The 12,144-nt window shown below is 38.9% G+C and carries 14 protein-coding genes; 11 read left to right on the top strand and 3 right to left on the bottom strand.

Annotated elements, in window-relative coordinates:
• Nucleotides 1–182: 182 nt before the first annotated feature.
• Complete coding sequence (locus tag ACT3S9_RS11695) at nt 183–1,268, top strand: IS110 family transposase (protein WP_444750951.1); 1,086 nt, start codon at nt 183–185, stop codon at nt 1,266–1,268.
• A 163-nt stretch (nt 1,269–1,431) separates the two neighbouring features.
• Here ACT3S9_RS11695 and ACT3S9_RS11700 read toward each other — a convergent pair whose 3' ends face one another.
• Both ACT3S9_RS11700 and ACT3S9_RS11705 read right to left on the bottom strand, forming a co-directional pair.
• Nucleotides 1,432–2,214 carry a DUF481 domain-containing protein gene (locus ACT3S9_RS11700; protein ID WP_441835221.1) on the bottom strand — a complete coding sequence of 261 codons (783 nt, stop codon included), beginning with the start codon at nt 2,212–2,214 and terminating at the stop codon, nt 1,432–1,434.
• 88 nt (nt 2,215–2,302) lie between these two features.
• Entirely contained in the window at nt 2,303–2,623 is a 321-nt protein-coding gene (locus tag ACT3S9_RS11705) for an HI1450 family dsDNA-mimic protein (protein WP_441835220.1), read from the bottom strand.
• Nucleotides 2,624–2,848: 225 nt separating this feature from the next.
• Here ACT3S9_RS11705 and ACT3S9_RS11710 point away from each other — a divergent pair, with 225 nt between their 5' ends.
• The 9 genes from ACT3S9_RS11710 to ACT3S9_RS11750 all read left to right on the top strand — a co-directional run bounded on the left by ACT3S9_RS11710 (nt 2,849) and on the right by ACT3S9_RS11750 (nt 9,985).
• Nucleotides 2,849–3,817, top strand: coding sequence for an IS30 family transposase (locus ACT3S9_RS11710; RefSeq protein ID WP_086959932.1), 969 nt, complete (start codon nt 2,849–2,851; stop codon nt 3,815–3,817).
• A gap of 508 nt (nt 3,818–4,325) precedes the next feature.
• A complete protein-coding gene (locus ACT3S9_RS11715) occupies nt 4,326–5,117 on the top strand; it encodes a crotonase/enoyl-CoA hydratase family protein (RefSeq protein ID WP_441835219.1) in 792 nt (263 codons plus the stop codon).
• 2 nt (nt 5,118–5,119) lie between these two features.
• Entirely contained in the window at nt 5,120–5,473 is a 354-nt protein-coding gene (locus ACT3S9_RS11720; protein WP_441835218.1) for a CidA/LrgA family protein, read from the top strand.
• Nucleotides 5,466–6,176 (top strand): LrgB family protein, encoded by a 711-nt coding sequence (locus ACT3S9_RS11725; RefSeq protein WP_441835217.1) that lies wholly within the window; start codon nt 5,466–5,468, stop codon nt 6,174–6,176. The genes ACT3S9_RS11720 and ACT3S9_RS11725 overlap by 8 nt, the downstream gene beginning before the upstream one ends.
• A gap of 42 nt (nt 6,177–6,218) precedes the next feature.
• Nucleotides 6,219–7,055 (top strand): mechanosensitive ion channel family protein, encoded by an 837-nt coding sequence (locus ACT3S9_RS11730; protein WP_441835216.1) that lies wholly within the window; start codon nt 6,219–6,221, stop codon nt 7,053–7,055.
• Between the two features lie 44 nt (nt 7,056–7,099).
• Nucleotides 7,100–8,200, top strand: a complete 1,101-nt coding sequence (locus tag ACT3S9_RS11735; protein ID WP_441835215.1) for a hypothetical protein — start codon at nt 7,100–7,102, stop codon at nt 8,198–8,200.
• A complete protein-coding gene (locus ACT3S9_RS11740; protein ID WP_444750952.1) occupies nt 8,197–8,451 on the top strand; it encodes a hypothetical protein in 255 nt (84 codons plus the stop codon). The genes ACT3S9_RS11735 and ACT3S9_RS11740 overlap by 4 nt, the downstream gene beginning before the upstream one ends.
• 73 nt (nt 8,452–8,524) lie before the next feature.
• Nucleotides 8,525–9,493, top strand: coding sequence for an IS30 family transposase (locus tag ACT3S9_RS11745; protein ID WP_086959932.1), 969 nt, complete (start codon nt 8,525–8,527; stop codon nt 9,491–9,493).
• A 75-nt stretch (nt 9,494–9,568) separates the two neighbouring features.
• Complete coding sequence (locus ACT3S9_RS11750; RefSeq protein ID WP_441835213.1) at nt 9,569–9,985, top strand: hypothetical protein; 417 nt, start codon at nt 9,569–9,571, stop codon at nt 9,983–9,985.
• A 7-nt stretch (nt 9,986–9,992) separates the two neighbouring features.
• On the opposite strand, the gene ACT3S9_RS11755 is transcribed toward ACT3S9_RS11750, so the two are convergent.
• Nucleotides 9,993–10,697 carry a tRNA1(Val) (adenine(37)-N6)-methyltransferase gene (locus tag ACT3S9_RS11755; RefSeq protein ID WP_441835212.1) on the bottom strand — a complete coding sequence of 235 codons (705 nt, stop codon included), beginning with the start codon at nt 10,695–10,697 and terminating at the stop codon, nt 9,993–9,995.
• 76 nt (nt 10,698–10,773) lie between these two features.
• Between ACT3S9_RS11755 and srmB the strand changes: the two genes are divergently transcribed.
• Nucleotides 10,774–12,006 (top strand): ATP-dependent RNA helicase SrmB, encoded by a 1,233-nt coding sequence (srmB, locus tag ACT3S9_RS11760; RefSeq protein ID WP_064666361.1) that lies wholly within the window; start codon nt 10,774–10,776, stop codon nt 12,004–12,006.
• The last annotated feature ends 138 nt before the right edge of the window (nt 12,007–12,144 follow it).

The raw sequence follows: 12,144 nt of genomic DNA on the forward strand, positions 1-12,144 counted from the left end.
GAACGATTTATTCTTTGATACTCAGTTTTTAATTAGCCCACAAGATTACAAACCTTGCGCCGCGATTAAACCGTCCTTAGTTTGAACGAATTTAAATTCGCAAAGGTCAACAGATGTATGGACTCCCACTTCCATCAGAAGTAACGTAATAAGTGTCCAAACTTTTACTAAGGAGCCCATACATGTTGAATTGTAATGTGATAGCGATTGATTTAGCAAAAAATTTATTTCAAGTTTGCAAAACGCAAAGCAATGGCAAAGTTATTTATAACAAAACAATAAGCAGAGCCAAGCTTAAAGAGTTATTAATTAAAGAAAAGCAATCTTTAGTTGCTATGGAGTCATGTGGCGGAACGCATTATTGGGCGCAATTTGCTAAACAGGCAGGGCACCAGATCAAAGCGATTAACGCGCGACAGGTAAAAGCGTTTCGTCAAGGGCAGAAAACCGATGCAAATGATGCGCTGGCTATTTCAGTTGCAGCGAGACAGCCTCATATAAAAGGAAGTCGTTTACTTTCAGTGCAAGAGCAATGCTTACAAGGCATTGAATGTATGCGTGATTTATTAGTCAAAGAAAAAGTCAGTTTAGGTAATCAACTAAGAGCTTTATTGTTAGAGTTTGGTTACCCAATTGCTCAAGGGGATACGAAGTTGACCCAAGCGATACCTGAGATATTAGAAGATGCTGAAAACAGCCTAACAGGCGCTTTTCGCTTCACAATTAACCGAGTTTATCAGCGTTTTACTGAGGCGATTGAAGAGGTGAAGCTGATTGAAAAGCAATTGCATGAAGTAATTAAAGAAGATCAAACCTGTATACGTTTGCAAGCATTAGAAGGCGTGGGACCTGTCTGTGCAATACTGATTAAAATAGCACTAGGTAATATAACCCATTTTAAAAATGGTCGAGAAGCTGCGGCCTGCTTTGGTCTAACACCAGTACAGCATAGTAGCGGGGGAAAACAAAATATAGGCTCGATATCTAAAGTAGTAGGAAATAAGAAGCTGCGTAGTGCTTTGTATAAAGGCGCATTAGCTGTTGTTTCACAACTAGAAAAAAGAGAAGTTCGTAGCCAAAAAGATATATGGTTAAAAGCATTAAGTGTACGTCGAGGCAAAAAAGTAGCCGCTATAGCGTTAGCAAATAAAACAATCAGAACGGCTTTTGCAATGCAAAAGCATAACAAGTCTTTAAGCCACAATTACTTGTGGCTTAAAGACTTGTCAGAAAGATCGATTGAAATAGGTAAGACCGACCTTCAATAGACTGTTAGGGTCTGAAGTTTGAAAAACTGCTCAACAGAAAAGTCATGAAGGTGCGAATACATTTGAGGCCAGGGGTAGCTCCTCAATTTGAGCCCGTATATAAGCTAGCATCTAATTTATTTCAATTTTATTTTTGACATTAATAGGGAGTCCATATAAGACCCTAGAAACTATAAACCATTGTTGCACTGAGTTCAGAGTCATACTTTAATCGGTCGTCTTCTGGTTTAGAATTGTATCGGTATAAATACGCAAATTTTAACGACACCGCTCCCATAACTTGACTTATTAATGCGGTCTCAGATTTTAGCAGAGAGTTGAGCCCTGACAGCGACTGTTCAATACTAATGTCTTGATTAAAGCGAGTGCGTGTTGACACCGTACGCTCCCATTGCAAGGCAAGTCGCATTAAGTAACCTGTTTTAGTGTCATCCTCACTGCTAATATCTGACTCAGTGTCAGCTACTGAACGATATACGCCAGGACCAATATCAAAATCGACTTTATTTTTTACGCCTTGATAGAGTCTATTGCCGTAACCTGTTGCAATAGTTGACTTAAACTCCAAGCCACTAAATTGATCTTCTTCATAGTCACCATAGATAAACAATGAGGCATTTTTAATCCCTACTTTATAGTTACCCTGAGCCGAGAGAAAAATACGGTTTGCAGAAACGTCGTCACTACCCGTCTCTGAATTCTTGTCTCGTCTATAAAGGGTATCTATTTTGAATTGATTTCGCCATTCTTTAAGATCTTGATAAAGGTTACCTTTAAACTTAAAGCTAGTAGATTTGGTATTGCCACTACTAACGATAAATCCAAATTCGGTATCACCATAAAGCATTTCACCTTCATGAAGTTTATGTATTTCCTCGTCAGAGAGTTGACCATATTCGTTGAAATCTTCAAATGGATCGACAGCAAAACACCTAATGCTAAACATTAAGCATAATAGTAATCCAACTGAATAAATCTTCACTCTATTGCGCATCAACTAAACTTATCAAAAACGAAAAAATACTTCATGATATTTATTCACTATCTTTCCATAGAATATGGCAAAACGGTGCATCTTTGTCACGACTAATTAAAATTTTAGCAAAAAGTATATCTTGATTATCAAATTCTAAGCCTACCAACACTTGTAAAAAATTCTCAGACTCTATTTCGAGGGCTACAAAGTCTTGCCATTGTTCGTCAGGTTCACCCTCTTCAATAAAACCAAGCTCCTCGCGATGCTGATTAAAGTCTTCAACATCTTGCTCAGTAAGGTTATCGGGTGCTAACTCTAAAAAAATATCGTACGCTTGATGCGTAACTTCTTCTTCGCTGTATAACCGCGGACCTGACATAACCAACAACCTCTATACATCTAATGCCTACATCATACCAAACCTGGACAAATTTTTGCCAAAAAAAGTCAGATTTTCCTGACTTTTTTATAAATAACGAGTTTTTATTCTTTATAAGTCATACCTTTTATTTTTCACCTAAATTCGGATAATAAGTGCAATTTCTCAGATTAGATGGCCAGCTGTTATAATTCGGCCATTTTCTCGCCAAAGGAAATTGCTTTAATGAAATATAAACAGCTGACACAAGAAGAAAGATACCAGATTTACGCGTTAATAAAAGCAGGAAATAACCAAAAGCAGATAGCTGAAGAACTAACTCGTTCACCGTCATCTATTTCTAGAGAGCTAAAACGCAATAAAGGACTTAAAGGCTATCGGCCTAACCAAGCCAATAACTTTGCTGAACAAAGACGTAAGTCATCTTTCAAAGCAAGTAAGTTAACAGAGGACGTCACTCACTGGATTAATAAATTGTTGCATGACGGACTTTCCCCTGAGCAAGTGGCAGGCCGCTTAGCTTTAGAGAAACAGGTCGTTTTACATCATGAAACAATTTATCAATATATTTACAGAGACAAGGCTCGTGGTGGCAAGCTACATAAGACACTCACTCGTGCATGTAAAAAGTATAAAAAACGCTATGGAAGCTATGATAAACGTGGACAGATAGTTAATCGAGTCAGCATTGATGAACGCCCAAGTATTGTGGATTCAAAGTCTAGGATTGGTGATTGGGAGGGCGATACAGTGATAGGTAAAGGGCGTAAAAATGCGCTTGTCACAATGGTTGAACGTAAAACGTTATATACAGTCGTTCACAGAATTGAAAGCAAGCATGCGAAAATAACAGCCGATGCGCTGATCACGTGTATGACACCATATAAAGGTAAGGTTATTACCGTGACGTTAGATAATGGAAAAGAGTTTGCTCACCATGAGCATGTTGCACAAAAATTAGAAGCTGATGTGTATTTCGCTCATCCCTATTCATCATGGGAGCGGGGCATAAATGAGAATACCAACGGCTTACTTAGACGCTTCTTCCCCAAGGGAACTGACTTTATGGCGCTAAGTGAAGCAGAGATACAGGCGGCAGTTGATAAGCTCAACCATCGGCCAAGAAAAACAAGAGGGTATAAAACCCCTCATGAATTATTTACGGGGCAATCAGAAGTTCTGGTGGCTGCATAATGATTGCACTTAATACTTGAATTCAAGTCATGTACTGCTTATACTAATTTACAAAATAGTGGCCGCGAACATTTAGATAACACAGTAACACCCAATCACATCCAATTACCCGCACCAGCCTAACTTGCGCATAGGTGTTATTTTCCATATCAATAATAATACCTTAGGTCCTGTGGTGTAATTACACTTGCTTTCAACGTTCAATCAGCTCACCTAATGCAGGTGTTTTTAGTTTTATTTCTTAATTTACTTTGGTACGCATTATAAACTCACAGTAATTTCCCTCTTTTTGAGTAACCACAGTAAACACTGAGATAGGAAGAGCTGCTTGCGTTACTTTTATTGCACCTAAACAGCCCGAAAAAGTAGTAACTATTATGGCTGTAACGCCCACCCCCTTTTAAATAGCCACAAATTATGTGGTAGCACATTCATATAACTCGCTTTACATCAATTTAATTAACTCGTAAGCTCAAAATTAACTGTTTAGAGAGGCTGACATGATTACATGATTGAATTTGATGTAAAAGGTAGTGTTGCGAGTGTCACGCTATCTCGTAAAAATAAGCAAAATGCCCTCAACTTCTTGATGTTTAAACAACTTGAAGCAGCCATAACAACCATTAAAAAGAATAAAAAGATTCGCGTGGTGGTGCTCAAAGGCGATGGCGAACATTTTTGTTCAGGCCTTGATATCTCTTGTGTAATGAAATCGCCTTCACAAATACTTAAGCTATTATTTAAGTGGTTGCCGGGAAACCGAAATTTAGCGCAGCAAGTGGTGCTTGGCTGGCAATCGTTAAGCATTCCCGTGATTGCTATTATTAACGGAAATTGTTTCGGTGGTGGCTTACAAATCGCGTTAGGTGCAGATTACAGAATTGCTCATACCCAAGCAAAGCTTGCAATAATGGAAGCTCGCTGGGGTCTTTGCCCTGACATGGGAGCAAATGTAGTATTACCCGGCTTAGTAAAAAAAGATCAAGCATTATGGCTTTCCTCAAGCGCCGAGCCTATCAGTGCCATAGAAGCTAAAAAGCTCGGGCTGATTACCGAAATAAGTGAACAGCCTGAAAAAACCTGCCAACTATTAATTGATAATTTACTTACTCGCTCACCCGATGCCCTTGGGGCAATTAAACGTGTTACCCAAGCCAGCTATTATAAAAATGAAAGATCTATTTTAGCTAAGGAAACATGGAGCCAAATTAGGTTATTACTCAACCCAAATACACGTAAGGCAATTAATAAAATGAAAGGCGATAATAATGTGATTTTTAATAACTCTAAACGTTGGTAATAATGCTTAAATATATTCTCAGCAGTATTATTATTTTAAGCTGCTTAGCGCTGGCTAAAATAATTATGCACTTTATTGGCGGCAATTTTCCGGCACCTATTTTAGCGATGCTTTTTTTATTAGCGCTGTTACTTATAGGAATAATTAAAGAACATCAAGTTGCTCCTTGCGCCTCACCTCTTTTAAACTTTATGCCGTTATTTTTCATTCCAGCTGGCGTTGGGTTTATTGAGCACTTGGATATAATTAATGCTCACTGGTCATTTCTAATTTCTGTGGTTATCTTGGTACCGCTAACCAGCGTGTTGCTCGTTGCCTCCATCATAAGTAGATTCAAAGGCAAACATAATGAATAATATACTTTGGTGGTTAACACCTATTTTATGTGCATTATTGTTTATACTGCTACGAATAATAAATAGCAAAACAAGTAATAGCTTTTTAAAGGTGTTCACTAATCCTGTATTTTTAAGTATCACCTTAATTGCGTTCATATTATTGAGCTTCGATCTACCCTACACGCAATTTAATCAGCATAGTGAATTACTGCGCTGGCTACTTGAGCCAGCCATTGTGGCACTCGCTTTACCGTTATATCAGCAATTTAAGCAAGTACGTAGCCAATTTTCACTCATGTTCGTTTGCTGTAGCCTTGGAGTGATCAACGCGACCTTTATCGCAGTACTGTTAAGCGCGTTATTTTCAGTACCTTCAGAATTAGCAGCCTCTACCGCGGCGCTTTCGGTAACAACTCCGATTACCCTACTCGTTACGGATGCACTTGGTGGCATACCCTCATTAGGCGCAGCTATGGTTATTTTTATTGGTTTATTGGGAGCTTTATTTGGCACTTTACTTTTAAAGGCCGTGGGAATATTTAATCACCAAGCACAAGGTGTGGCTATTGGTACAGCTTGTCATGCTATTGGTACTGCGGCTGTACTTAGTGAGCATCCTCGAATTGGCGCGTTTGCCTCCGTTGCAATGGCCCTATGTGCCCTACTTAGCGCTCTTATTGTACCTTTGCTCTATCCTATTATAAGACAAGCTCTGTTATAGTTAATGTGTTAGCTAAAACTAGATTTACGTAAAGGATAAGTAATGATCAGCTCCGAACTTCAACAAGTTGAAAAGTATTACACCATGGTCAGCGAGTACTTAGTGGAGTACAGCATGCAATTGGTTGGTGCTGTACTAATATTAATCTTTGGCTTGTGGGTTTCGCAAAAAGTAGCAAAGGTTGTTACCAAGTTAATGCAGCGACACAATATTGATATAACTTTAACCAATTTTATTAGTAATGTGGTTAAAGTACTATTTATTATTATGTTCATTATTATCGCACTGGGTAAAATTGGTATCAGCGTTACTCCGTTTGTAGCGGCAATTGGTGCAGCATCACTTGGAGCAGGCTTAGCTTTACAAGGGATGCTGTCAAACTATGGAGCAGGCCTGGCGATTATTGCAACTCGCCCTTTTATTGTTGGCGATACCATTGAAGTTAAAGGCGTAAGCGGTCAGGTAAAAACAATTGAGCTGGGTTATACTATTTTAATCAACGAAGAAAAAGTCGAGATCACTATCCCCAACAAACACATTGTTGGAGAAATATTGCACAACTCATTTAGCTACTCATTGGTTAAAGGAGAAATAGATATTGCGTATAGTGCCAACCCCGATGAAGCAATTAAACTTATCAATCAAGTGCTCATCGAGCATGAACTGGTTGCCACTAAACCGAGTTCACAAGTGGGCATTGAACGCTTTGCTGATAGAGGGGTCACTATTAGCTATCGCTATTGGGCACCAACGACTAAAATAATCGAAACTACACTCGCAATAAACGGCGGTGTATACGCATCAATTCAAGCCGCAGAGATTCAAATCCCATTTCCACAACGAGTGGTTACGTTAAATAAGCCTGAGCCATCGGATTAATTAAAATGCAATCAATTAAGCCTTATAGCTATTGCAAATACTTAATGCTAATACTTCTTGTAACACTATGTTGGCTACCACAATTTAATTTATACATAATTGATTTTATTGATCAAACTTTACTACAGTCATCATTAGTATACGCCTCAGCCCGTGGCGTTAATGGGGCTATTTCGCTATTACAATCGGCAGAAGTCGGTATTGGCATTGCTAGTATAGAACCAGCACAACTACTCGATCCGGTTAATGACTTAGCTGAATATATAGCAGGCGTTATGCGTTTTGCTATTGGTTCGTTGTTTATTCAGCGCATCCTTTACACAGTGTCGTCAGGGCTGTTATTTAATATTACCTTTAGTGTAGGTGCTGTGGTTTATATTGCTTGTGACTACCGAGGTTATTTAAAAAACATCAACAGCAGACTACTTACTAGTTTGATTATATTAAGGTTTTTAGTGCCTGCTATCATACTTGCTACAGGACTTGCTAGCCATGCGTTTTTAGATAAAGAAATTGATAGCCAAAATAGTAGCGTAGAAGATAAAGTGGCCGTAATACAAGCGAGTGCAAGCTCAACGTCAGCACTTTCAGCGCAAGTAAAAGCCAAGATTAATAGTCAAAAGCAAACCCTGCTTGATGAAGTTGAGCTGTTAAATACACAAATAATGCAACTAACAAACCGAGTTAAGAGCAACCAACGCGATATAACTAATTTAACTGAAAAGATTGATGCAATTCAAACGACGCGCACCCTAACCGAAAAACTAACCCTAACTGAGCTTGATGAAGCAAAACCATTAATAATTAAACAGCAAGATTTAAAAAGACAGCAGAGTAATTTGAACAATCAACTGGCAAAACTAGGTATGGAAAAAGCAGCGTTAATGCGCGAGCTCGCAGACTATAACGATCAATTATCGGGTAATAGCAACAGTAATATCAGCCGAATTATAGATGCAGTTACTTCCGGTATTAATAATATGCTTGAGTCAGTTGAAAACTTATTTATGGACTTTCTTAATCTAGTCGCGCTGCTATCCCTCAAGCTATTACTTATTCCATTGCTATTTTTGTACTTATTTAAAAAAGTTTTTGGTGTTATTTGGCGCACAACCCCACCTTCATCAAATAGCTCAGTTGCATGATAGAAATAGCCCATTTAATCGATAAAATTCCTATTGGTTACAGCGAGGTTTTATACAGCGGTGCGCGCTACAGTCTAACTCGTCAGGTATTCAATCAAGGTCAATCTGATAAAATATTTGCCAAAGAGCTTGCTGGTAATGACTTTATCAGCCTCAACTTCTATCGTCTTAAAAATTCAGTGCAATTAAAACCCTGCGAAATGCCAAGCGAAAAAGTTATTCACTTTTTAAAGCATCCTAAATTCGGATAATAAGTGCAATTTCTCAGATTAGATGGCCAGCTGTTATAATTCGGCCATTTTCTCGCCAAAGGAAATTGCTTTAATGAAATATAAACAGCTGACACAAGAAGAAAGATACCAGATTTACGCGTTAATAAAAGCAGGAAATAACCAAAAGCAGATAGCTGAAGAACTAACTCGTTCACCGTCATCTATTTCTAGAGAGCTAAAACGCAATAAAGGACTTAAAGGCTATCGGCCTAACCAAGCCAATAACTTTGCTGAACAAAGACGTAAGTCATCTTTCAAAGCAAGTAAGTTAACAGAGGACGTCACTCACTGGATTAATAAATTGTTGCATGACGGACTTTCCCCTGAGCAAGTGGCAGGCCGCTTAGCTTTAGAGAAACAGGTCGTTTTACATCATGAAACAATTTATCAATATATTTACAGAGACAAGGCTCGTGGTGGCAAGCTACATAAGACACTCACTCGTGCATGTAAAAAGTATAAAAAACGCTATGGAAGCTATGATAAACGTGGACAGATAGTTAATCGAGTCAGCATTGATGAACGCCCAAGTATTGTGGATTCAAAGTCTAGGATTGGTGATTGGGAGGGCGATACAGTGATAGGTAAAGGGCGTAAAAATGCGCTTGTCACAATGGTTGAACGTAAAACGTTATATACAGTCGTTCACAGAATTGAAAGCAAGCATGCGAAAATAACAGCCGATGCGCTGATCACGTGTATGACACCATATAAAGGTAAGGTTATTACCGTGACGTTAGATAATGGAAAAGAGTTTGCTCACCATGAGCATGTTGCACAAAAATTAGAAGCTGATGTGTATTTCGCTCATCCCTATTCATCATGGGAGCGGGGCATAAATGAGAATACCAACGGCTTACTTAGACGCTTCTTCCCCAAGGGAACTGACTTTATGGCGCTAAGTGAAGCAGAGATACAGGCGGCAGTTGATAAGCTCAACCATCGGCCAAGAAAAACAAGAGGGTATAAAACCCCTCATGAATTATTTACGGGGCAATCAGAAGTTCTGGTGGCTGCATAATGATTGCACTTAATACTTGAATTCAAGCATTATAAAACGCTATCTAATTAATAAAAAACAAGAGCAATATAAATTATGTCTAACTTCACATTAATTACTGGTGATATGATTGAATTTAAACAGGGGAAAATAAATCCGCTAAAAAGTGCAGGCACAATAAGCACAGAGCCCCATCAACAGCTATTTTTTATCCCAAATCAAGCTGAGCCACTTATCAAAAGTGGTAAGTTACATGCAAACTTATTTAATCTAACGCAGTTAACATTGGCATGCTGTGATGATAATAAAAAAGATGTTATTCCAGTGCTCATCAAGCATCAAGGCACATTGCAAGACTATGTTGGCTTAACCGTTAAACAGCAGTTTAAAATTATTAATTATATCAGTGCTGATTTATCCAAAGTGACCTTAACCACCCTACTACCACAACTTATTAACGACCCAAAACTTGTGCAAATTCAGCTTGATGAAGTAAAACAACTTTGCTCCTAGTTTTTATTCAGCCGCGCATTTTTAAATAAAAGTCACGACATAATTTAGTGTAGTCTTGGCTGTACTCATTCATCTCATTGTAAATACAAAGTGCTGATTCAACACAATCCAATTGCGCATACCCTAAGGTCATTAAACTGCGCGTTGCGCTTTTTTTTAATGTTGTTTTTACTTTGCAGCGCCGCTGTAAATACACTTGAGACTGCTTTGCTATAGCAATAAACTCCTCAGCTTCTTTACAGGGTAAAATCACATGAAGCCGCGATTTGTTATGGCTTAATCGCTTAAATGCTTCGAGCAACTCAGTAAAGCTTAATTCATCAGTATGTCTTGCCAAGTTTCGGGCTCGATTATCACCTTTCAAACTATGGTTAAAATAAGGTGGATTGCTGATGATTACATCATAAGGTTGGCCGCTTTGGTAATCTTGTATAGTACCTTCAAAAAGCGTTATATCTGGCCATGGACTTTGAGCTATATTGTTTTTAGCATCTACAGCCGCGCCATGGTCAATTTCAACAGCATCAATTAGTAAGCTCGGTTTTCGCTGCTTACACATTAGCGCTAATAACCCAGTGCCACTGCCAATATCAAGTAAGCGCTGAGCATCACTTAAATCAGCCCATGCCCCGAGTAAAATACCGTCAGTTGATACTTTCATGGCTGTACGTGTTTGGTTAACTTTAAACTGCTTAAAAACAAAGCCTGACATTTTTTCACCTTTTCATTCACCAACTGGCGGATAGCGCGTATAATTAACGGCAATTGTCCTCTATTTTTGACACTCTATGCAATTTTCTGATTTTGATATTGATAACAAGCTACTACAAGCCGTCGCTAAAATGGGTTATGAAACCCCTACCAGCATTCAACAACAAGCAATTCCTGAAGCGCTACAAGGGCGTGACATTTTAGCCTCTGCACCAACAGGTACTGGTAAAACAGCGGCATTTTTGATCCCAGCGATTCAATACTTACTTGATTTTCCGCGTCGTGAACCTGGTTTTGCCCGCGTGTTAATAATGACACCAACGCGCGAGTTAGCTTATCAAATTCATGAACAGTGTGAACTACTTGCCAAAGGCACTCACCTTAAAATAGGCGTAGTAACTGGCGGTATTAACTACGGTACGCACAAAGAAATTTTTGAAAAAAATAACGACATTTTAATTGCCACGCCAGGGCGATTAATGGAATACCTAGAAACCGAAAACTTCCACGCTGAAAATGTCGAAATGCTTATTTTAGACGAAGCCGACCGCATGCTAGACATGGGCTTTCGTAAAGAAATGATGCGCATTTGTGAAGAAGCTAAAAACCGTCGCCAATGCTTTTTGTTCTCAGCCACTCTTGAAGGTGACAGTGTTGAACGTTTTGCAGAACAAATCTTAAATGACCCTGCACTGCTTGAAGCGGAGTCATCACGTAAAGAAAAAGCTAAAATTCACCAGTGGATCCATTTGGCTGATGACTACCATCATAAACTGGAATTACTGGTTAATACCCTGAATGGCCCAGATGTTAGCAAAGCGATTGTGTTTGTAAAAACCCGTGAGCGCCTTGAAACCTTAATTGGTGAGTTAACTAACAACGGTGTTAAAGCTGCATGGCTGCGTGGTGAAATGCCGCAAGACAAGCGCATGAAAGCGATGGAAAACTTCCATTCTGGTCGTACTAAAATTTTAGTCGCAACCGATGTTGCCGCCCGTGGTATTGATGTTGCAGACATCAGCCATGTAATTAACTTTGATATGCCGCGCACCGCAGATGTGTATGTGCATCGTATTGGCCGTACTGGCCGCGCCGGTAAAAAAGGCATCGCGATTTCATTAGTGGAAGCCCACGATATTGCAATTGTTGCCAAAGTTGAGCGTTACACTGAGCAAAAGCTGAAACGTCGTGTTATCAAAGGTCTTGAGCCACAACATAAAGAAGCTAAATTACCGATCAAAAAGCTTAAAGATCCGGCTAAAATAAAAGCCCGTAAAAAAGCAAAAACGAAAGTCAAAAAGAAAAAATAACAGTAATTAACCTAAATTCTGGATAATTAACAAAGCCGAGCAACTACCTAAGCTCGGCTTTTTAGTTTTTGTGCTGCCTTTTACTAATAACTTTTAAACCTTTCATACCAGCCAATTCATTGAGATACCTCTGATAAG

It is taken from the genome of Pseudoalteromonas sp. AOP31-A2-14, from assembly GCF_052378035.1.
In the GTDB taxonomy this organism is placed as follows: domain Bacteria; phylum Pseudomonadota; class Gammaproteobacteria; order Enterobacterales; family Alteromonadaceae; genus Pseudoalteromonas.

Bases quoted from the DNA above. Each gene is read 5' to 3' on its own strand.
- ACT3S9_RS11755 (WP_441835212.1), bottom strand. From the start codon at position 10,697: ATGTCAGGCTTTGTTTTTAAGCAGTTTAAAGTTAACCAAACACGTACA.
- ACT3S9_RS11730 (WP_441835216.1), top strand. From the start codon at position 6,219: ATGATCAGCTCCGAACTTCAACAAGTTGAAAAGTATTACACCATGGTC.
- ACT3S9_RS11715 (WP_441835219.1), top strand. From the start codon at position 4,326: ATGATTGAATTTGATGTAAAAGGTAGTGTTGCGAGTGTCACGCTATCT.
- ACT3S9_RS11700 (WP_441835221.1), bottom strand. From the start codon at position 2,214: ATGTTTAGCATTAGGTGTTTTGCTGTCGATCCATTTGAAGATTTCAAC.
- ACT3S9_RS11720 (WP_441835218.1), top strand. From the start codon at position 5,120: ATGCTTAAATATATTCTCAGCAGTATTATTATTTTAAGCTGCTTAGCG.
- ACT3S9_RS11725 (WP_441835217.1), top strand. From the start codon at position 5,466: ATGAATAATATACTTTGGTGGTTAACACCTATTTTATGTGCATTATTG.
- ACT3S9_RS11735 (WP_441835215.1), top strand. From the start codon at position 7,100: ATGCTAATACTTCTTGTAACACTATGTTGGCTACCACAATTTAATTTA.
- ACT3S9_RS11740 (WP_444750952.1), top strand. From the start codon at position 8,197: ATGATAGAAATAGCCCATTTAATCGATAAAATTCCTATTGGTTACAGC.
- ACT3S9_RS11745 (WP_086959932.1), top strand. From the start codon at position 8,525: ATGAAATATAAACAGCTGACACAAGAAGAAAGATACCAGATTTACGCG.
- ACT3S9_RS11695 (WP_444750951.1), top strand. From the start codon at position 183: ATGTTGAATTGTAATGTGATAGCGATTGATTTAGCAAAAAATTTATTT.
- ACT3S9_RS11710 (WP_086959932.1), top strand. From the start codon at position 2,849: ATGAAATATAAACAGCTGACACAAGAAGAAAGATACCAGATTTACGCG.
- ACT3S9_RS11750 (WP_441835213.1), top strand. From the start codon at position 9,569: ATGTCTAACTTCACATTAATTACTGGTGATATGATTGAATTTAAACAG.
- ACT3S9_RS11705 (WP_441835220.1), bottom strand. From the start codon at position 2,623: ATGTCAGGTCCGCGGTTATACAGCGAAGAAGAAGTTACGCATCAAGCG.
- srmB (WP_064666361.1), top strand. From the start codon at position 10,774: ATGCAATTTTCTGATTTTGATATTGATAACAAGCTACTACAAGCCGTC.